Below are 20,468 nucleotides of genomic sequence, written 5' to 3' on the forward strand. Positions count from 1 at the left end.
CGTGTCCGATTCCGCGAGTCCGGTGGGCGTCGCCGTCCTCGGGCTGGGCAACGTCGGCAGTGAAGTCGTCCGGATCATCGAGGCCAGTGCTGATGACCTGGCCGCCCGGATCGGTGCTCCGCTGGTGCTGCGCGGCGTCGGCGTGCGCCGGGTGGCCGCTGATCGCGGCGTGCCGGTCGAACTGCTGACCGACGACATCGACAGCCTGGTGTCGCGCAGCGACGTCGACATCGTCGTGGAGTTGATGGGGCCGGTCGAGCCCGCCCGCCAAGCGATCCTGGGGGCGATCACGCACGGCAAGTCGGTCGTCACCGCCAACAAGGCCCTGCTGTCGCGGTCCACCGGGGCGCTGGCCGAGGCGGCCGAGGCGGCACGCGTGGACATGTATTTCGAGGCCAGTGTCGCCGGTGCGATCCCGGTGATCCGGCCGCTGACCCAGTCGCTGGCCGGGGACACCGTGCTGCGGGTGGCCGGCATCGTCAACGGCACCACCAACTACATCCTGTCCGAAATGGACTCCACCGGCGCTGACTACGCCAGCGCCCTGACCGACGCGAGCGCGCTGGGCTATGCCGAGGCCGACCCCACCGCCGACGTGGAGGGCTACGACGCCGCCGCCAAGGCCGCGATCCTGGCGTCGATCGCCTTTCACACCCGGGTCACCGCCGACGACGTCTACCGCGAGGGCATCACCAACATCACCCCCGAAGACTTCACCGCGGCGCGCGCCCTGGGCTGCACGATCAAACTGCTGGCGATCTGCGAACGCATCACCACACGTGATGGCCAACAGCGGGTTTCGGCTCGGGTCTACCCTGCTCTGGTACCGCTGGAGCACCCGCTGGCGACCGTCAACGGCGCATTCAACGCCGTGGTGGTCGAGGCGGAGGCGGCCGGCCGGCTGATGTTCTACGGCCAGGGCGCCGGCGGTGCGCCGACCGCCTCGGCCGTGATGGGCGATCTGGTGATGGCCGCCCGCAACCGGGTGCAGGGCGGTCGCGGGCCGCGCGAGTCCAAGTACGCCCAACTGGCCATCGCGCCGATCGGCGACGTGCAGACCCGCTACTACGTGAGCATGGACGTCGCCGACAAGCCGGGTGTGTTGTCCACGGTGGCAGCCGAATTCGCCGCCCACGAGGTGAGCATCGCCGAGGTGCGCCAGGAAGGCGTGTCCGACGACGAGGGCCAATTGACCGGTGCCCGCATCGTGGTGGTCACCCACCGCGCCGCCGAATCGGCATTGTCGGAAACCGTTGCGGCGCTGGCCGAACTGGATGCGGTCCAGCAGGTCGCCAGCGTGTTACGACTGGAAGGAACAGACCAGTGAGCTCCACCCGGACACCGATCCATCGCCCCTGGCCCGGCTTGATCGGTGCTTACCGTGACCGTCTTCCCGTCGGCGACGACTGGACGGCCATCACCCTGCACGAGGGCGGCACCCCGCTGATACATGCCAAGCGGATCTCCGAACAGATCGGGTGCACGGTGCACCTGAAGGTGGAGGGGCTCAACCCGACCGGTTCGTTCAAGGACCGCGGCATGACGATGGCTGTCACCGAAGCGGTGGCCCGCGGCCAGCAGGCGGTGCTCTGCGCCTCGACCGGAAACACCTCGGCCTCGGCGGCGGCGTACGCCGCACGCGCCGGCATCACCTGCGCGGTGCTGATCCCGCAGGGCAAGATCGCGATGGGCAAACTGGCGCAGGCGGTCATGCACGGCGCCAGGATCATCCAGATCGACGGCAACTTCGACGACTGCCTGGAGTTGGCCCGCAAGATGGCCACCGACTTCCCGACCATCTCCCTGGTGAACTCGGTGAACCCGGTGCGCATCGAGGGCCAGAAGACCGCGGCCTTCGAGATCGTCGACGCGCTGGGCACCGCACCCGATATCCACTCGCTGCCGGTCGGCAACGCCGGCAACATCACCGCGTACTGGAAGGGCTACCGCGAGTACCACGCCGACGGCCTGACCGAGAAGCTGCCGAAGATGCTGGGTACCCAGGCCGCCGGTGCCGCGCCGCTGGTGCTCGGCGAACCGGTCAAGAACCCCGAGACCATCGCCACCGCGATCCGCATCGGCTCGCCGGCGTCGTGGACGCAGGCCGTCGAAGCACAGCAGGACTCCGGTGGACGGTTCCTGGCCGCCACCGATGAGGAGATCCTGGCCGCCTACCACCTGGTGGCCCAGTCCGAGGGCGTCTTCGTCGAGCCGGCGTCGGCGGCCAGCATCGCCGGGTTGCTCAAATCCGTGCAGGACGGCTGGGTGCCGCGTGGGTCGACCATCGTGTGCACGGTCACCGGAAATGGGCTCAAGGATCCCGACACCGCGCTGAGGGATCTGCCCGAGGTCACCGCGGTTCCCGTCGATGCGGCCACGGTGGTCGCCGAATTGGGGCTGGCCTAGTGGTTCAGTTGTTGCCGACCGGGTTGACGGCCAGCGTCGCGGTGGCGGCGTCGAGCGCCAATCTGGGTCCCGGCTTCGACAGTCTCGGCTTGGCGTTGGGCCTCTACGACGAGGTCATCGTCGAGACGGTCGAGTCCGGGCTGGTGGTCCACGTCGAGGGGGAGGGCGCCGGCCAGGTTCCACTGACGTCGGATCACCTTGTGGTCCAAGGCATCCAGCGGGGTCTGCGGGAACTCGGTGTCGATGTCCCCGGGATGGTGGTGCGCTGCCGCAACGCCATCCCGCACCAGCGTGGGCTGGGCTCGTCGGCGGCCGCGGTGGTCGGGGGCTTGGCCGCGGTCAACGGCCTTGTCGCGCAACTTGATCGGCCCGGGCTGTCGGAATCCCAGTTGATCCAGCTGGCTTCGGAGTTCGAGGGCCACCCCGATAACGCCGCGGCCGCGGTGCTCGGCGGTGCGGTGGTCTCCTGGACCCAGAGCAGCGGCGAAGGTGCGGCAGAACAGGTGACCTATGCGGCGGCAGGGCTGCGCCTGCACCCCGACATCCATCTGTTCCCGGCGATACCGGAACTGCGATCGTCGACCGCGGAGACGCGCATGCTGCTGCCCGAGCAGGTCAGTCATCGCGACGCCCGATTCAACGTCAGTCGCGCCGCGCTGCTGGTGGTGGCGCTGACCGAGCGGCCGGACCTGCTGATGGCGGCCACCGAGGACCTGCTGCACCAGCCGCAGCGCGCCACGGCGCAGCCCGAGTCGGCGCAGTTCCTGCAACTGCTGCGCGAGCATGGAATCGCCGCGGTGCTCTCCGGCGCCGGGCCGGCGGTGATCGCGCTGAGCACCGCGGCCGAATTGCCCGCTGAGGTGCTCGAGGCTCCGGCGGCGCGGGCGTTCACGGTGGCCGAGATGCGGGTCGGCGACGCGGTCAAGTGGAACAGCGGGGTGGTGGTGCCCGGGTGAGGCACGCCGCGGTTCTTGTTGCGTCAGGCTCCGAAGCGCGTTATCCTCGGTCCCGTCCCGCATTCGCGGCATCAGCACCTGGATCAGACTGCGATGTCACTGGGATGCCACCAAATTCTTCCCGTAGCTGACGGCTTGCGATTCGATGCCGTCGATACGGGTATCACCGTTACACCGTCGACGGTGACACGCACTCGGCGACTCCGCTGAATGCACCCAACCCCTCGCGTGACAAAACCGACGAGGGAAGAAAGGAAATCCGTGACCGAAACGGACCTCTTCACGGCTGAAGGCGGCACTGGGCAGGCTTCACTGCCGACTGCCCAGAGCGCTCCCGAGAACCCGAGCCAGGTGGCCGCTGAGGCCTCCACTACCAGCGGCGGCGTCGCTGCGCCCACCACCGAGTCGGCCCCCGTTGCGGCGCCGGACAACGGTGCCGCAACAACCACGCCGGAGCCCTCGTTGTCGGCGATGGTGCTGCCCGAGCTGCGGGCGCTGGCCAACCGCGTCGGCGTCAAAGGCACCTCCGGGATGCGTAAGAGCGAGCTGATCGCCGCGATCCGCGAGGTCGGCGGCAGCGGCGGCAATGGTGGCAATGGCGGCAACGCCGCAGCCCCGAAGGCTGAAGCCCCGAACACCGAAGCCCAGAACGCCGAGGCCACCCGCACCGAGTCCGCTGCCAACGGCGCGGCCAACGGTGCTGAGCCGGCGCGCGCCGAGGCCGCCGAGACCGGCGAGGCCCGAGCGCCCGAGGCGCCGCCGCGTCGCGAGCGGCGCAGCGCCAGCCGCGGTACCGGCGCGCCCTCCGTCGACGGCGGCGCAGACCAGGACAAGGGCGAGTCCCGCAAGCAGGACGAGTCCCGCAAGCAGGACAAGCCCGACGAGAAGGCCGACCAGGCCGGTGGCCGCCGTGAGGGCGCCAAGTCCGAGGACTCGTCTCAGTCCAAGGGCGACGAGCAGAACCGGGGCCAGCAGGGCGGCGGCCAGCAGAACGCCGACGACGACGACGGACGCGGTGGCCGACGCGGCCGGCGCTTCCGGGACCGTCGCCGCCGTGGCGAACGGGGCGGGGAGGGCGGCGACGCCGAACTGCGCGAAGACGACGTCGTGCAGCCCGTGGCCGGCATCCTCGACGTGCTGGACAACTACGCGTTCGTGCGCACCTCGGGCTACCTGGCCGGACCCAACGACGTCTACGTGTCGATGAACATGGTGCGCAAGAACGGGCTGCGCCGCGGCGACGCGGTGACCGGCGCGGTGCGGGTGCCCCGCGACGGCGAACAGCCCAACCAGCGGCAGAAGTTCAACCCGCTGGTGCGGCTGGACTCCGTCAACGGCGGACCCGTCGAGGACGCCAAGAAGCGCCCCGAGTTCTCCAAGCTGACCCCGCTGTACCCCAACCAGCGGCTGCGGCTGGAGACCACCAGCGAGAAGCTGACCACCCGCGTCATCGACCTGATCATGCCGATCGGCAAGGGGCAGCGTGCGCTGATCGTGTCGCCGCCCAAGGCCGGTAAGACCACGATCATGCAGGACATCGCCAACGCGATCACCCGCAACAATCCGGAATGCCACCTGATGGTGGTGCTGGTCGACGAACGGCCCGAGGAAGTCACCGACATGCAGCGCTCGGTCAAGGGCGAGGTCATCGCCTCGACCTTCGACCGGCCGCCGTCGGACCACACCCAGGCCGCCGAGCTGGCCATCGAGCGGGCCAAGCGCCTGGTCGAGCAGGGCAAGGACGTCGTGGTGCTGCTGGACTCGATCACCCGGCTGGGGCGTGCCTACAACAATGCCTCGCCGGCGTCGGGCCGCATCCTGTCCGGTGGTGTGGACTCCACCGCGCTGTACCCGCCCAAGCGGTTCCTGGGCGCGGCCCGCAACATCGAGGACGGCGGCTCACTGACCATCATCGCCACCGCGATGGTCGAGACCGGCTCCACCGGTGACACGGTGATCTTCGAGGAGTTCAAGGGCACCGGCAACGCCGAGCTCAAGCTGGACCGCAAGATCGCCGAGCGCCGGGTGTTCCCGGCCGTCGACGTCAACCCGTCGGGCACCCGCAAGGACGAGCTGCTGCTCTCGCCGGACGAGTTCGCGATCGTGCACAAGCTGCGTCGGCTGCTCTCGGGCCTGGATTCGCATCAGGCCATCGACCTGCTGATGAGTCAGCTGCGCAAGACCAAGAACAACTACGAGTTCCTGGTCCAGGTGTCCAAGACCACGCCGGGCATGGACAACGACTGACCGAGCGCACGGAATAGCGGGGGAGGCTCCCGGCGTTTTGGGAGCCGACAGCGCAGCTGGCATAATCGAACACCTCAGGTTCCGGTTCACGTCCAGCCCACAGGCGGGCGACCCGGCGACCCACGATCGAAGAGGACATCATGAAATCTGGCATTCACCCTGCCTACGGCGAGACCACCGTGGTCTGCGGTTGTGGCAACAGCTTCACCACCCGCAGCACCAAGGAGAGCGGCCACATCGTGGTCGAGGTCTGCTCGCAGTGCCACCCGTTCTACACCGGCAAGCAGAAGATCCTGGACAGCGGCGGCCGGGTCGCACGCTTCGAGAAGCGCTACGGCAAGCGCAACGCCGGTGCCGCTGCAACTGCAGCAGCCGACGACAAGTAGCTCCCTCACCGACGCCCGGAACGTGCCAGCACGTCATCCGGGCGTCGGCTTGCGTTCGGGGATGGAGGTGAGATGACTCAAAGCATTCAGGGGATCGACGCCCTGCTGGCCGAGCACGCCGCCCTGGAAACGCAGCTGTCGGATCCTGAACTGCACAACGATCCGGTCGAGGCGCGTCGCGCCGGTCGGCGCTTCGCCCAACTGGCCCCCATCATCGCCACCCACCGCAAGCTCGAGTCGGCCCGCGGAGACCTCGAGGCCGCCCGGGAACTGGCCGCCGACGACGCGTCGTTCGCCGCCGAGGTACCCGAACTCGAGGCCCGTGTCGCCGAACTGGACACCGCCCTCACCGACATGCTGGCGCCCCGCGACCCGCACGACGCCGACGACATCGTGCTCGAGGTCAAATCCGGCGAAGGCGGCGAGGAATCGGCACTGTTCGCCGCCGATCTGGCCCGCATGTACATCCGCTACGCAGAACGTCAGGGCTGGAAGGTGACCGTCCTCGACGAGACCACCTCCGACCTCGGCGGATACAAAGACGCCACCCTGACCATCGCCAGCAAGGGCGACAGCGCCGACGGCGTGTGGTCGCGGATGAAGTTCGAGGGCGGGGTGCACCGCGTGCAGCGAGTGCCGGTGACCGAATCCCAGGGCCGCGTCCACACCTCCGCCGCCGGCGTGCTCGTCTACCCCGAGCCCGAAGAGGTCGGCGAGGTCCAGATCGACGAGTCGGATCTGCGTATCGACGTCTACCGGTCCTCCGGCAAGGGCGGCCAGGGTGTCAACACCACCGACTCCGCGGTACGTATCACACACCTGCCGACCGGGATCGTGGTGACCTGCCAGAACGAGCGGTCGCAGCTGCAGAACAAGGCCCGGGCATTGCAGGTTTTGGCGGCCCGGCTGCAGGCGGTTGCCGAGGAGCAGGCCCAGGCGGATGCCTCGGCCGATCGGGCCAGCCAGATCCGCACCGTGGACCGCAGCGAGCGCATCCGCACCTACAACTTCCCGGAAAACCGGATCACCGACCACCGCATCGGCTACAAGGCGCACAACCTCGACCAGGTCCTCGACGGGGACCTCGATGCGCTGTTCGACGCGCTGGCCGCCGCCGACAAAGAATCCCGGTTGCAGGGGACGTCGTGAACGCACTCCGGGACGCGATCGACTCCGCCACAGCGGTCTTCGCCGATGCCGGAATCGACTCGGCCCGATACGACGCCGAGGAACTGGCCGCGCATGCCGCCGGTACCGATCGCGGCCGGCTGGCGCTGCTGGATCCACCCGGCGACGTCTTCTTCGGCCGCTACCGGGAATTGGTCGCCGCGCGCCGATCCCGGATCCCGTTGCAGCATCTGGTCGGGACCGCGGCGTTCGGCCCGGTCACGCTGCACGTCGGTCCGGGAGTGTTCATCCCGCGGCCGGAAACCGAGGCGATGCTGGAATGGGTGCTGAAAGCGGCTAGGACCCAAGGATTTCCGCCGCCCTCGGTGATCGTCGACGCCTGCACCGGTTCGGGTGCGCTGGCGATCGCGTTGGCCGCCAGTCTTCCCGACGCCCGGGTACTCGCCGTGGATGACTCCTTAACCGCGCTGAGCTACGCGCAACGCAACTGCGCGGACACCTCGGTGGAATTGATCCGCGCGGATGTCACCGCGCCCGGTGTGCTCTCGGAGCTGGCCGGCCGGGTAGACCTACTGGTGAGCAACCCGCCCTACATCCCCGAAGGCGCGGAGTTGGATCCTGAAGTAGCTCAGCACGATCCGGCGCATGCATTATTCGGCGGCCCGGACGGCATGTCGGTGATCACACCGCTGGCGGCCCTGGCGGCACGCCTGCTGCGTCCCGGCGGCCTGTTCGCTGTCGAACACGACGACACCACCGCGGCGGCGACGGTCGAAACCGTGTGCAGCACCGGATCGTTCGATCACGTGGTGTCCCGATCGGACCTGACCGGCCGGCCCCGGTTCGTGACGGCGGTCAGGAACGGCTAACCATGACAGAGGTTTTCGACTGTGCAGACGTCGATCAGCGCGCGGCGGGTATCGCGGCGGCTATCGACGCGGTCCGCAGCGGCCGGTTGACGGTGCTGCCCACCGACACCGTCTACGGTATCGGCGCCGATGCGTTCAACGCCGCCGGGGTGACCGCGTTGCTGGCAGCCAAGGCGCGGGGTCGTGAGATGCCGGTGGGGGTGCTGGTCGGGTCGTGGAACTCCATCGACGGGCTGGCCCTGGTGGTGCCCGATACCGCCCGCGAGCTGATCCGGGCGTTCTGGCCGGGGGCGCTCAGCATCATCGTCACCCAGGCTCCGTCACTGCAGTGGGACCTCGGGGAGGCCCAAGGCACCGTCATGGTGCGCATGCCGCTGCACCCGGTGGCGCTTGAGGTACTCAAAGCCGTCGGCCCGATGGCGGTGTCGAGCGCCAACGTCTCCGGCGGCGCACCGGCCGTCGACGCCGCAGAGGCGCGCCGCCAACTCGGCGAGGCCGTCGACGTCTACCTCGACGCGGGCCCGGCCGAGCAGGGGCAGGCCTCGACGATCGTCGATCTGACCGGGCCCGCGCCGCGCATCGTCCGGGCCGGGCCGGTCTCGGCCGAGCAGATCGGGGCGGTGCTGGGGCTGGACCCGGCCGCGCTGACAGGGGCGCCGTGACCAGCCTGCTCGCGCTTGCCGACCGTGGCGCCGGAGTGCCGCTGCGTGAGCTCGCGCTGGTCGGGTTGACCGCCGCGATCATCACCTACTTCACTACCGGGCCGGTCCGCTGGCTCGCCACGCGGTTCGGTGCGGTCGCCTATCCGCGCGAACGCGACGTTCATGTGCAGCCGACCCCCCGGATGGGCGGGCTGGCGATGTATGTCGGAATCGTCGCCGCGATCTTCTTGGCATCCCAGCTGCCTGCGCTCACCCGGGGCTTCGTCTATTCCACCGGCATGCCGGCGGTGGTGCTGGCCGGCGGCGTCATCATGGGGATCGGCCTGCTCGACGACAAGTGGGGCCTGGACGCCCTGACCAAGTTCGCCGGCCAGATCACCGCGGCCAGCGTGCTGGTCACCATGGGCGTCGCCTGGAGCGTGCTCTACATCCCGATGGGCGGCGTCGGCACGGTGGTGCTGGATCAGGTGTCGTCGATCCTGCTCACCCTGGCGCTGACGGTGTCGGTGGTCAACGCGATGAACTTCGTCGACGGCCTCGACGGGCTCGCGGCCGGGCTGGGTCTGATCACGGCACTGGCGATCTGCCTGTTCTCCGTGGGCCTACTGCAGGATCACGGCGGCGACGTGCTCTTCTACCCGCCGGCGCTGATCTCGGTGGTGCTCGCCGGGGCCTGTCTGGGCTTCCTGCCGCACAACTTTCATCCCGCCAAGATCTTCATGGGCGATTCCGGCTCGATGCTGATCGGGCTGATGCTGGCCGCCGCCTCCACGACCGCGGCGGGGCCGATCTCGCAGAGCGCGTACGGCGCTCGCGACGTGTTCGCGCTGCTGTCTCCGTTCCTGCTGGTGGCGGCGGTGGTGTGTGTGCCGGCGCTGGACATGCTGCTGGCGATCATCCGTCGCACCCGCGCCGGACGCAGCCCGTTCAGCCCCGACAAGATGCACCTGCACCACCGGTTGCTGCAGATCGGCCACTCGCACCGTCGGGTGGTGCTGTTGATCTACCTGTGGGTGGCGATAGTCGCGTTCGGCACCGCGGGCACCATCTTCTTCGACCCGCGCTACACCGGGGCGGTGATGCTGGGCGCGATGCTCATCGCGATTGTGGTTACGCTCATTCCGCTGCTGCGTCGCGAGGACGGCCTGGAAGACAGCCCCTACGACGCGCGGTAGTAGCACCGTCTACGATGGTGTTGTAGGTGGTTCCGTAGCGCGTTCGGGCATCCGATACGCTCGGCGGGCAACTTCACGACAGTGACGCAGGGCAAGTCGAGATTGGGGTGAGGCGGTGACGACACCAGCGCAGGATGCGCCGTTGGTGTTGCCGTCGGTGGTGTTCCAGCCGATTCGGCTGTCACTGATCTGTGTCGCTCTGACCGCTGCCGCAATCGCTGCGGCCGCTCAATTCGGCCGACCGCTCTTCGGAGTGTTCTTCGGGCTGGGCTTGGCGCTCGGCCTGGGCAATGCACTGCTGATCCGCCGGTCCGCGCTGAAGATCACCGCCTCTGACCATCCGCTGAAGAAGAAGATGGCGCTGAACTCGGCGTCTCGTCTGCTGGTCATCAGCGTGATCGGCCTGGCGATCGCTTACCAGTTCCGTCCAGAGGGCCTCGGCGCGCTGTTCGGATTGGCCTTGTTCGAGGTAGTGCTGGTGCTGACCACCATGCTGCCAGTGGTAAAAAAGCTCCGCGCGCAAGCGTCAGAGTCCGGCGCTGAAGGGACGAATAATGACTGAGTCGATCCTGGCTGAGGGGGCCATCGAGGTCGGCCACCACGAGACCGCGGTATGGCCGCTGGTCGGTGAGGTCAACATCGACACCATCACCTCCACCGCGATCGCAGCGGTGATCGTGATCGCCCTGGCGCTTTTCCTGCGCGCCAAAGTCACCTCGACCGGGGTCCCCAGCGGCGTGCAGCTGTTCTTCGAGGCGATCACCATTCAGATGCGCAACCAGATCGAGGGTGCCATCGGGATGAAGATCGCCCCGTTCGTGCTGCCCCTGGCGGTGACGATCTTCGTCTTCATCCTGGTCTGTAACTGGCTGTCGGTGCTGCCGGTGCAGTACGCCGACGAGCACGGCATCCATGAGCTGATCACCTCGGCGGCCGGCGACATCAACTTCGTGCTGGCCCTGGCGCTCTTCGTGTTCTGCGGCTACCACCTGGCCGGGTTCTGGCGCCGTGGCTTCCTCGGCCACCCGCTGCGGCTGCTCAAGGGCCACGTTGCGATCCTGGCTCCGATCAACCTGGTCGAAGAGGTCGCCAAGCCGGTTTCGCTCTCTCTGCGTCTGTTCGGCAACATCTTCGCCGGCGGCATCCTGGTCAGCCTGATCGCGTTGCTCGGCCCCTACTTCATGGTGGCGCCGAACGCGATCTGGAAGACCTTCGACCTGTTCGTCGGCCTGATCCAGGCGTTCATCTTCGCGCTGCTGACCATCCTGTACTTCAGCCAGGCCATGGAGCTCGAAGAAGACCACCACTAGTAGTACCTGCACGACCACATCAGACCTGGTAGAGCACTACCAGCTAGCAAGGAGGAATGAAATGGCAGATCCCAATCTGATCGGACTCGGTGCCCTCATCGGCGGCGGTCTCATCATGGGCGGCGGTGCCATCGGCGCCGGTATCGGTGACGGTATCGCCGGTAACGCCCTGATCGCCGGCATCGCCCGTCAGCCCGAAGCGCAGGGTCGCCTGTTCACCCCGTTCTTCATCACCGTTGGTCTGGTCGAGGCGGCCTACTTCATCAACCTGGCCTTCATGGCGTTGTTCGTCTTCGCCACCCCGATCGCCGCGCAGCAGTAACGCACAAGATGGGTGACATGAGCGTTGCTGTTCTCGCTATGAGCGAGGCGGCTGAGGAAGGCCCGCAGAAGAGCTTCCTCATTCCCGACGGCACCTTCTTCGTCGTGCTCGCGATCTTTGTGATCGTGCTCGGCGTGATCAGTACCTTCGTGGTGCCGCCGATCATGAAGGTGCTGCGGGAGCGCGAGAACATGGTCACCAAGACGCTCGCCGACAACCGGGAGTCTGCCGAGCAGTTCGCGGCCGCCGATGCCGATTACGAGAAGCAGATGGCGGCGGCGCGCCTTGAGGCCAGCACGGCACGCGACGAAGCTCGTGCCGAGGGGCGCAAGGTGATCGACGAGCAGCGCTCGGCGGCCGAGGCGGAGGTGGCCTCGACATTGCAGGCCGCCACCGACAAGCTCAAGCAAGAAGGCGATGCGGTGAGTGAGCAGCTGCAGGCCCGGGTGGAGACGCTGTCTGCCACCTTGGCCAGCCGGATCCTCGGCGTTGAGGTCGAGGCACTTTCCGCGGCGAGTACGGGGCGGTAGCAACAGAGATGTCGATTTTCATCGGGCAGCTGGTCGGCTTTGCGGTCATCGTCTGGCTGTTGGTCAAGTTCGTGGTTCCGCCGGTGCGCAAGCTGATGGCCGACCAGCAGGAGTCGGTGCGCAGGCAGCTGGAAGAGGCTGCGGCCGCGTCCGCTCGACTGGCCGAGGCCAGCCAGGCGCACTCCACCGCGCTGGCCAAGGCCGAGACCGAGGCGAAGCGGGTTACCGCCGAAGCCCGCACCGATGCCGAGCGGATCACCGAGCAACTGCGCTCTCAGGCCGAGGTCGAGGCCGAACGCGTCAAGTCCGCCGGCGGCCAGCAGGTCGGTCTGATGCGCGCCCAGCTGGTCCGTGAGCTGCGGTCCGGCCTCGGCGCGGAAGCGGTGCAGCGGGCGGCCGACCTGGTTCGCGACTACGTCGCCGACCCGCAACGGCAGGCCAGCACCGTCGACCGGTTCCTCGACGAACTCGACGCGATGGCCCCGAAGTCGGTCGAGGTCGAATCGCCGATCCTGGCCCGGATGCGCTCCGCGAGCCGGGAGGCACTGACAGGCTTGCTGGACAAGTTCGGCGAGGCGGCAGGCGGCCTGGACGAGCAGGGCTTGTCCGCTCTGGCCGGTGACCTGACCGCGGTCGCCGAACTGCTGGCACGCGAGACGGTGGTGACCCGGCACCTGACCACGCCGACCGAAGACGCCACGCCGAAGGTGCGCCTGGTGCAGCGGCTGTTCTCCGGCAAGATCGGCGCCCCCGCCCTGAAGCTGGTGACCGACGCGGCCTCCACCCGGTGGTCCAGTGAGGCCGACCTGATCGCTGCCGTCGAACACCTCGCCCGGCAGACCCTGCTGCTCTCCGCCGAGCATCAAGGCACGGCCGACGAGGTGGAGGACCAGCTGTTCCGGTTCTCTCGCGTGCTCGACGCCCAACCCCGCCTCGACACCCTGCTCAGTGACACCGCGACACCGGCCGCCAGCCGGGTCGGGTTGCTGCGCAACGTCATCGGCGGTGGCAGCGGCGCCAACTCGATCACGACCGCGCTGCTGGAGCAGACGGTCCAGTTGCTGCGCGGCCAGTCCGCCCACCAGGCGGTCACCGAACTCGCCCAGATCGCGGTGGCGCGCCGCGGCGAGGTGGTCGCCAACGTCGGCGCCGCCGCCGAACTCAGCGACGCCCAGCGCGCCCGGCTGAACACCGTGTTGAGCCGGATCTACAGCCACCCGGTGCGGGTGCAGGTCGGCGTCGACCCGGCACTGCTGGGCGGGCTGACGATCTCGGTCGGCGACGAGGTGATCGACGGGACGCTGTCGTCGCGCCTGGCCGCCGCGAAGACGCACTTGCCCGACTGACCAAGACCTACCCGGTCCCAGAGCCCACAACCAATTTCGAAGGCAGGAAGACGAAAAGCCATGGCAGAGTTGACAATCTCCTCTGACGACATTCAGGGGGCGATCGAGGAGTACGTGAGCTCCTTCAGCGCCGACACCGCGCGCGAGGAGGTCGGCACCGTCATCGACGCCGGCGACGGCATCGCACACGTCGAGGGCCTGCCTTCGGTGATGACCCAGGAACTCCTGGAGTTCCCCGGCGGGGTGCTGGGCGTGGCACTGAACCTCGACGAGCACAACGTCGGTGCGGTGATCCTGGGCAACTTCGAGAACATCGAAGAGGGCCAGCAGGTCAAGCGCACCGGTGAGGTGCTCTCGGTGCCGGTCGGCGACGGCTTCCTCGGCCGCGTGGTCAACCCGCTGGGGCAGCCGATCGACGCGCGCGGCGAGATCGAGGCCGAGACCCGCCGTCCGTTGGAGATGCAGGCGCCCTCGGTGGTGCAGCGCCAGAGCGTGAGCGAGCCGCTGCAGACCGGTGTCAAGGCCGTCGACGCGATGACCCCGATCGGCCGCGGTCAGCGTCAGCTGATCATCGGTGACCGCAAGACCGGCAAGACCGCGCTGTGTGTGGACACCATCCTCAACCAGCGCCAGAACTGGGAGACCGGCGACCCCAACCAGCAGGTCCGCTGCGTGTATGTCGCGATCGGCCAGAAGGGCACCACCATCGCCAGCGTGCGCCGTGCGCTGGAGGAGGGCGGCGCCATGGACTACACCACGATCGTCGCCGCCCCGGCGTCGGACTCCGCCGGCTTCAAGTGGCTGGCCCCCTACACCGGTTCGGCGATCGCCCAGCACTGGATGTACCAGGGCAAGCACGTGCTGATCGTGTTCGACGACCTGACCAAGCAGGCCGAGGCCTACCGCGCCATCTCGCTGCTGCTGCGCCGCCCGCCGGGCCGCGAGGCCTACCCCGGCGACGTGTTCTACCTGCACTCCCGGCTGTTGGAGCGCTGCGCGAAGCTCTCCGATGAGCTCGGCGGTGGTTCGCTGACCGGTCTGCCGATCATCGAGACCAAGGCCAACGACATCTCGGCCTACATCCCGACCAACGTCATCTCGATCACCGACGGCCAGTGCTTCCTGGAGAGCGACCTGTTCAACCAGGGTGTCCGTCCGGCCATCAACGTCGGTGTGTCGGTGTCTCGTGTCGGTGGCGCCGCACAGATCAAGGCGATGAAGGAGGTGGCCGGCTCGCTGCGTCTGGACCTGTCGCAGTACCGCGAGCTGGAGGCCTTCGCCGCCTTCGCCTCCGACCTGGACGCCACCAGCAAGGCGCAGCTGGAGCGCGGTGCCCGACTGGTGGAGCTGCTCAAGCAGCCGCAGTACGCGCCGATGCCCGTCGAGGAGCAGGTGGTCTCGATCTTCCTGGGTACCGAGGGGCACCTGGACTCGGTGCCGGTCGAGGACGTGGGCCGCTTCGAATCCGAGCTGCTGGACCACATCCGGGCCTCCGAGAGCGACATCTTGAGCGGTATCCGCGACTCGAAGAAGCTCTCCGAGGAAGCCAGCGAGAAGCTGGTCGAGGTCATCAGCCAATTCAAGAAGGGCTTCGCCGCCACCGACGGAAGTTCGGTGGTGCCCGATGAACACGTTGAGGCGCTTGACGAGGACGAGCTCGGCAAGGAAGCGGTGCAGGTCCGCAAGGCCGCGCCGGCGAAGAAGAAGTAACTCCGCCATGGCAGCCACACTTCGGGAACTACGCGGGCGGATCCGCTCGGCCGGGTCGATCAAGAAGATCACCAAGGCCCAAGAGCTGATCGCCACCTCGCGTATCGGCCGGGCGCAGGCCCGGCTCGAGACGGCGCGGCCGTACGCCACCGAGATCACCCGGATGCTCACGACGTTGGCCGCCGAGGCGGCCCTGGACCACCCCCTGCTCGTCGAGCGCAGCGAGCCCAAGCGGGCGGGTGTCCTGGTCGTGTCGTCCGACCGTGGTCTGTGTGGCGGGTACAACGCCAACGTCTTCCGCCGGGCCGAGGAGCTGTTCGCCCTGCTGCGCTCCGAGGGCAAGGACCCGGTGCTCTACGTCGTGGGCCGCAAAGCGTTGGCCTACTACAGCTTCCGGAACTGGACGATCACCGACTCATGGACCGGCTTCTCCGAGCAGCCGACGTATGAGAACGCCGCCACGATCGCCTCGACCCTGGTCGGTGCGTTCCTGGCCGGAGTGGACGACGACGGCAGCCATCCGGGTGCCGACGGGGTGCTGGGCGTCGACGAGCTGCACGTCGTCGCCACCGACTTCCGCTCGATGCTGTCGCAGTCGGCGGAGGCGCGCCGGATCGCCCCGATGCTGGTGGAATATGTCGGCGAGGAGACCGGTCCGCGGACGCTGTACTCGTTCGAGCCCGACGCCACCACGCTGTTCGACTCGCTGCTGCCGCGGTACCTGACCACCCGCGTGTACGCGGCGCTGCTCGACTCGGCGGCATCGGAGCTGGCCTCGCGCCAGCGCGCAATGAAGTCGGCGACCGACAACGCCGACGATTTGATCAAGGCGTTGACGCTGGAGGCCAACCGCGAGCGCCAGGCCCAAATCACCCAGGAAATCAGCGAAATCGTCGGTGGTGCGAACGCGCTCGCCGACGCCGCCCGGTAAGCCCCCGCTAAGCACTAGGAAGCGAAGAAGATAATGACTGTTACCGCTGACAAGACAACCGCCGGCCGCGTGGTGCGCGTGACCGGCCCCGTCGTCGACGTCGAGTTTCCCCGGGGCGCGGTGCCCGAGCTGTTCAACGCGCTGCACGCCGACATCACTTTCGAGGAGCTGGCGAAGACGCTGACCCTTGAGGTGGCCCAGCACCTGGGTGACAACCTGGTGCGCTGCATCTCGATGCAGCCCACCGACGGCCTGGTGCGCGGCGTCGAGGTGACCGACACCGGCGCGGCGATCTCGGTGCCGGTCGGCCACGAGGTCAAGGGCCACGTGTTCAACGCCCTCGGCCACTGCTTGGACAAGCCGGGCTACGGTGAGGACTTCGAGCACTGGGGCATCCACCGCAAGCCGCCGGCCTTCAACGAGCTGGAACCGCGCACCGAGATGCTCGAGACCGGGCTGAAGGTCGTCGACCTGCTCACCCCGTACGTGCGCGGCGGCAAGATCGCCCTGTTCGGTGGTGCCGGTGTGGGCAAGACGGTGCTGATCCAGGAGATGATCAACCGCATCGCCCGCAACTTCGGAGGCACCTCGGTGTTCGCCGGCGTGGGTGAGCGCACCCGTGAGGGCAACGACCTGTGGGTCGAGCTCGCCGACGCCAACGTGCTCAAGGACACCGCGCTGGTGTTCGGTCAGATGGACGAGCCGCCGGGCACCCGTATGCGCGTGGCGCTGTCGGCGCTGACCATGGCCGAGTGGTTCCGCGACGAGGCGGGCCAGGACGTGCTGCTGTTTATCGACAATATCTTCCGGTTCACCCAGGCCGGCTCCGAGGTCTCCACCCTGCTGGGCCGCATGCCCTCGGCCGTGGGTTACCAGCCCACGCTGGCCGACGAGATGGGTGAGCTGCAGGAGCGGATCACCTCGACCCGCGGCCGGTCCATCACCTCGATGCAGGCCGTGTACGTGCCCGCCGACGACTACACCGACCCGGCGCCGGCGACCACGTTCGCGCACCTGGACGCCACCACCGAACTGTCCCGTGCGGTGTTCTCCAAGGGCATCTTCCCGGCGGTGGACCCGCTGGCCTCCAGCTCGACCATTCTGGACCCGGCCATCGTCGGTGAAGACCACTACCGCGTCGCCCAGGAGGTCATCCGGATCCTGCAGCGGTACAAGGACCTGCAGGACATCATCGCCATTCTCGGTATCGACGAGCTGTCCGAAGAGGACAAGCAGCTGGTCGGCCGGGCGCGGCGTATCGAGCGGTTCCTGAGCCAGAACATGATGGCGGCCGAGCAGTTCACCGGCCAGCCCGGCTCGACGGTGCCGCTCAAGGAGACCATCGAGGCGTTCGACCGGTTGACCAAGGGCGACTTCGACCACCTGCCCGAGCAGGCGTTCTTCCTCATCGGTGGCCTCGACGACCTGGCCAAGAAGGCCGAGAGCCTGGGCGCCAAGCTGTGACCCGGAATCTTGTGGCGGCGAAAGGCGGTGGGTAGTGGCCGAGCTTGACGTCGACATCGTCGCGGTCGATCGCAAGGTGTGGGCGGGCAAGGCGACGTTCGTCTTCACCCGGACCACCGTCGGCGAGATCGGGATCTACCCGCGGCACATTCCGCTGGTCGCCCAGCTGGTCGACGACGCAATGGTGAAGGTGGAGCGCCAGGACGAGGATGACCTGCGCATCGCCATCCACGGCGGGTTCCTGTCGGTCACCGAAGAAGGGGTGAGCATCCTGGCGGAGTCGGTGGACTTCGTCGAAGAGATCGACGAGGCGTCCGCCCGGCACGATGCGCAGTCCGGCGACCCCCGTGTTGCGGCCAAGGGCCGTGCGCGGCTGCGCGCCCTGGGTGTCATCGATTAGCGGAGCATGAATCGATGAGCACGCCCATGATGTGCATGGTCGTGCTCGTCGCCGTGCTTTTCGGCGCCGTCCTCGCGCTGAGCTACCGGTTGTGGAAGCTGCGCCAGGGCGGTACCGCGGCGATCATGCGTGATCTACCGGCGGTAGGCGGGCACGGTTGGCGACATGGCGTGGTCCGGTACCGCGGCGGCGAGGCCGCCTTCTACCGGCTCTCGAGTGTGCGACTGTGGCCGGACCGCCGGCTGTCCCGCCGCGGCGTGGACGTGGTTTCGCGTCGCGCCCCCCGCGGTGACGAGTTCGACATCATGACCGATGAGATCGTGGTGCTCGAACTGTGCGATATCACCCAGGACCGCCGGGCCGGGTTCGAGATCGCACTGGACCGCGGTGCCCGCACCGCATTTTTGTCCTGGCTGGAGGCGCGCCCCTCACCGCGGTCTCGCCGCCAGAGTTACTGAGCCTCCGAAACCCGTTGGCGCCGCCTATTTCTTGGGACGGTCGGTCCGGTCGCCACCAGGCTGCCAGAGTACGTCGCCGTCGGCATTGGCCACCCGGCACAGCACGAACATCAAGTCCGACAACCGATTCAGATATTTCGCAGGCAGGACGGACACCCCGTTGGGATCCGCGTCGACTGCTGCCCACGCCGAGCGCTCCGCGCGGCGCACCGCGGTGCGGGCCACGTGCAGCAACGCCGAGAGCGGCGAACCTCCCGGCAGGATGAACGAGTTCAACGGCGGCAGCGGCTCGTTGTATTCGTCACACCACGCTTCCACGCGGTCGATGTAGTCCTGGGTGATCCGCAGCGGCGGATATTTGGGGTCCGCCACCACGGGAGTGGCCAGATCGGCGCCCGCGTCGAACAGGTCGTTCTGGACGTGCAGCAGTGTCGCGCCGACCGTTTCGTCGGGTTTACCGAGCGCGATCGCGACACCGATCGCGGCGTTGGCTTCCTCACAATCGGCATAGGCCACCAGGCGGGGATCGGTCTTGGGAACCCGGGAGAAATCGCTCAGCCCGGTCGTGCCGTCGTCGCCGGTACGGGTGTAGACGCGGGTGATGTGCACTGCCATGGTCCAAACCGTACCGGGCGCGGCAAGGGGTGCGAGGCGGGCTCGGTCGGCGCCGGGATTCCTTCGGGATCGGGGCCGAGTCGTCACTACACTGACGCGGGTGGGTGAGCGTTTCGTGGTGACCGGCGGCAATCGGCTGTCCGGTGAAGTTGCCGTCGGCGGCGCTAAGAACAGCGTCCTGAAGCTGATGGCTGCGACACTGCTGGCCGAGGGCACCAGCACCATCACCAACTGCCCGGACATTCTCGACGTGCCCCTGATGGCCGAGGTCCTGCGCGGGCTGGGCGCCACTGTGGAACTCGACGGCACCACGGTGCGGATCACCTCGCCGGACGAACCCAAATACGACGCGGACTTCGCCGCGGTCCGTCAGTTCCGGGCCTCGGTCTGTGTGCTCGGGCCGCTGGTGGGCCGCTGCCTGCGCGCGAAGGTCGCGCTCCCCGGCGGTGACGCGATCGGGTCCCGGCCGCTCGACATGCACCAGGCCGGCCTGCGCCAGTTGGGCGCCACCTGCAATATTGAGCACGGTTGCGTGGTCGCCCACGCCGAGGCGCTGCGCGGCGCCGAGATCCAGCTGGAATTTCCCTCGGTCGGCGCCACCGAGAACATCTTGATGGCCGCGGTGCTGGCCGACGGCGTGACGACCATCCACAACGCGGCGCGCGAACCCGACGTCGCCGACCTGTGCACGATGCTCAACCAGATGGGGGCGCAGATCGAAGGCGCGGGCTCCCCGACACTGAAGATCACCGGGGTGCCGCGCATGTACCCGACCGAACACGAGGTGATCGGCGACCGGATCGTCGCCGCAACCTGGGCGATCGCGGCGGTGATGACCCGCGGTGACATCTCGGTGACCGGTGTCGACCCGGCCCATCTGCAGCTCGTCCTGCACAAGTTGCACGACGCGGGGGCGACCATCACCCAGTCCGACAACGGCTTCCGGGTGGTCCAGTACGACCGGCCCAAGGCCGTCAACGTCGCCACCCTGCCGTTCCCCGGTTTCCCCACCGATCTGCAGCCCATGGCGATCGGTCTCGCGGCGATCGCCGACGGCACCTCGATGATCACCGAGAACGTCTTCGAGGCCCGCTTCCGGTTCGTCGAAGAGATGATCCGCCTGGGGGCCGACGCCCGCACCGACGGACACCACGCGGTGGTGCGCGGTCTGCCGCAGCTCTCGAGTGCACCGGTGTGGGCCTCCGACATCCGCGCCGGCGCCGGTTTGGTGCTTGCGGGCCTGGTCGCAGACGGTGACACCGAGGTTCACGACGTCTATCACATCGATCGCGGCTACCCGTTGTTCGTGGAGTACCTGGCCGGTCTCGGAGCCGAAATCGAGCGTGTAAGATAGATCAGGCCGGCGCGCCGCACGCGGATCGCCGAGCAGTCTGGAAGACCTTCCGGTAGCCCCGAAAAAGTCGGAGTTGACTCAACTCCGGCTTCCGAGTAGAGTGGCGGGGTTGCCTGAAAACCGGGCGTGTTGTTTGAGAACTCAATAGTGTGTTTGGTGGTTTTTGTTTGTTGTTGTTTTTTGCCATGCCTTCGGCGTC

21 protein-coding genes are annotated in these 20,468 nt (G+C 67.9%); 20 read left to right on the forward strand and 1 reads right to left on the reverse strand.

All coding sequences use genetic code 11. The features are described 5' to 3' along the window. The first annotated feature begins 1 nt into the window (after position 1). The 19 genes from BST28_RS16980 to BST28_RS17070 all read left to right on the forward strand — a co-directional run bounded on the left by BST28_RS16980 (position 2) and on the right by BST28_RS17070 (position 18,300). Positions 2-1,327, forward strand: a complete 1,326-nt coding sequence (locus tag BST28_RS16980) for a homoserine dehydrogenase (protein WP_083082051.1) — start codon at positions 2-4, stop codon at positions 1,325-1,327. Beyond that, a complete protein-coding gene (gene thrC, locus BST28_RS16985; protein WP_019735427.1) occupies positions 1,324-2,406 on the forward strand; it encodes a threonine synthase in 1,083 nt (360 codons plus the stop codon). Before BST28_RS16980 ends, thrC begins: the two co-directional genes overlap by 4 nt. Further along, on the forward strand, positions 2,406-3,362 hold the full coding sequence (gene thrB / locus BST28_RS16990) for a homoserine kinase (protein WP_083082053.1): 957 nt from the start codon (positions 2,406-2,408) through the stop codon (positions 3,360-3,362). Before thrC ends, thrB begins: the two co-directional genes overlap by 1 nt. Before the next feature lie 261 nt (positions 3,363-3,623). Next, complete coding sequence (rho, locus tag BST28_RS16995; RefSeq protein WP_083082055.1) at positions 3,624-5,609, forward strand: transcription termination factor Rho; 1,986 nt, start codon at positions 3,624-3,626, stop codon at positions 5,607-5,609. Between the two features lie 140 nt (positions 5,610-5,749). Beyond that, positions 5,750-5,995 (forward strand): 50S ribosomal protein L31, encoded by a 246-nt coding sequence (rpmE, locus tag BST28_RS17000; RefSeq protein WP_083082057.1) that lies wholly within the window; start codon positions 5,750-5,752, stop codon positions 5,993-5,995. 72 nt (positions 5,996-6,067) lie between these two features. Beyond that, positions 6,068-7,144 (forward strand): peptide chain release factor 1, encoded by a 1,077-nt coding sequence (gene prfA / locus BST28_RS17005; RefSeq protein WP_083082059.1) that lies wholly within the window; start codon positions 6,068-6,070, stop codon positions 7,142-7,144. Beyond that, positions 7,141-7,992 carry a peptide chain release factor N(5)-glutamine methyltransferase gene (prmC, locus tag BST28_RS17010; RefSeq protein ID WP_083082062.1) on the forward strand — a complete coding sequence of 284 codons (852 nt, stop codon included), beginning with the start codon at positions 7,141-7,143 and terminating at the stop codon, positions 7,990-7,992. Before prfA ends, prmC begins: the two co-directional genes overlap by 4 nt. A gap of 2 nt (positions 7,993-7,994) precedes the next feature. After that, entirely contained in the window at positions 7,995-8,654 is a 660-nt protein-coding gene (locus BST28_RS17015) for an L-threonylcarbamoyladenylate synthase (RefSeq protein WP_083082064.1), read from the forward strand. After that, positions 8,651-9,829 (forward strand): glycosyltransferase family 4 protein, encoded by a 1,179-nt coding sequence (locus BST28_RS17020; RefSeq protein WP_083082066.1) that lies wholly within the window; start codon positions 8,651-8,653, stop codon positions 9,827-9,829. The genes BST28_RS17015 and BST28_RS17020 overlap by 4 nt, the downstream gene beginning before the upstream one ends. A 115-nt stretch (positions 9,830-9,944) precedes the next feature. Next, complete coding sequence (locus tag BST28_RS17025) at positions 9,945-10,391, forward strand: ATP synthase subunit I (RefSeq protein ID WP_083082067.1); 447 nt, start codon at positions 9,945-9,947, stop codon at positions 10,389-10,391. Next, positions 10,384-11,139: a F0F1 ATP synthase subunit A gene (gene atpB, locus BST28_RS17030; RefSeq protein ID WP_083082068.1), complete on the forward strand. Its 756-nt coding sequence runs from the start codon at positions 10,384-10,386 to the stop codon at positions 11,137-11,139. The genes BST28_RS17025 and atpB overlap by 8 nt, the downstream gene beginning before the upstream one ends. 61 nt (positions 11,140-11,200) lie before the next feature. Next, positions 11,201-11,461, forward strand: a complete 261-nt coding sequence (locus BST28_RS17035) for a F0F1 ATP synthase subunit C (protein WP_019735417.1) — start codon at positions 11,201-11,203, stop codon at positions 11,459-11,461. A gap of 8 nt (positions 11,462-11,469) precedes the next feature. Continuing rightward, positions 11,470-11,991: a F0F1 ATP synthase subunit B gene (locus BST28_RS17040; RefSeq protein ID WP_019735416.1), complete on the forward strand. Its 522-nt coding sequence runs from the start codon at positions 11,470-11,472 to the stop codon at positions 11,989-11,991. A gap of 8 nt (positions 11,992-11,999) precedes the next feature. Continuing rightward, entirely contained in the window at positions 12,000-13,337 is a 1,338-nt protein-coding gene (locus BST28_RS17045; RefSeq protein WP_083082069.1) for a F0F1 ATP synthase subunit B/delta, read from the forward strand. Between the two features lie 60 nt (positions 13,338-13,397). Continuing rightward, a complete protein-coding gene (gene atpA, locus BST28_RS17050) occupies positions 13,398-15,047 on the forward strand; it encodes a F0F1 ATP synthase subunit alpha (protein WP_019735414.1) in 1,650 nt (549 codons plus the stop codon). A gap of 7 nt (positions 15,048-15,054) precedes the next feature. Beyond that, positions 15,055-15,978 (forward strand): F0F1 ATP synthase subunit gamma, encoded by a 924-nt coding sequence (locus BST28_RS17055; RefSeq protein ID WP_065289001.1) that lies wholly within the window; start codon positions 15,055-15,057, stop codon positions 15,976-15,978. A gap of 33 nt (positions 15,979-16,011) precedes the next feature. Next, the gene (gene atpD, locus BST28_RS17060) at positions 16,012-17,442 is read left to right on the forward strand and encodes a F0F1 ATP synthase subunit beta (protein WP_065289000.1); all 1,431 of its coding nucleotides are present in this window, start codon (positions 16,012-16,014) and stop codon (positions 17,440-17,442) included. Between the two features lie 34 nt (positions 17,443-17,476). Then, positions 17,477-17,842, forward strand: coding sequence for a F0F1 ATP synthase subunit epsilon (locus BST28_RS17065; protein WP_019735411.1), 366 nt, complete (start codon positions 17,477-17,479; stop codon positions 17,840-17,842). 14 nt (positions 17,843-17,856) lie between these two features. Continuing rightward, positions 17,857-18,300 carry a DUF2550 domain-containing protein gene (locus BST28_RS17070; protein WP_043335235.1) on the forward strand — a complete coding sequence of 148 codons (444 nt, stop codon included), beginning with the start codon at positions 17,857-17,859 and terminating at the stop codon, positions 18,298-18,300. A 24-nt stretch (positions 18,301-18,324) separates the two neighbouring features. Here BST28_RS17070 and BST28_RS17075 read toward each other — a convergent pair whose 3' ends face one another. Further along, entirely contained in the window at positions 18,325-18,915 is a 591-nt protein-coding gene (locus BST28_RS17075; protein WP_019735409.1) for a cob(I)yrinic acid a,c-diamide adenosyltransferase, read from the reverse strand. 100 nt (positions 18,916-19,015) lie between these two features. Here BST28_RS17075 and murA point away from each other — a divergent pair, with 100 nt between their 5' ends. After that, positions 19,016-20,269 carry a UDP-N-acetylglucosamine 1-carboxyvinyltransferase gene (gene murA / locus BST28_RS17080; protein WP_083082070.1) on the forward strand — a complete coding sequence of 418 codons (1,254 nt, stop codon included), beginning with the start codon at positions 19,016-19,018 and terminating at the stop codon, positions 20,267-20,269. Positions 20,270-20,468 lie beyond the last annotated feature (199 nt).

Source organism: Mycolicibacter kumamotonensis (assembly GCF_002086285.1).
Classification (GTDB): domain Bacteria; phylum Actinomycetota; class Actinomycetes; order Mycobacteriales; family Mycobacteriaceae; genus Mycobacterium; species Mycobacterium kumamotonense.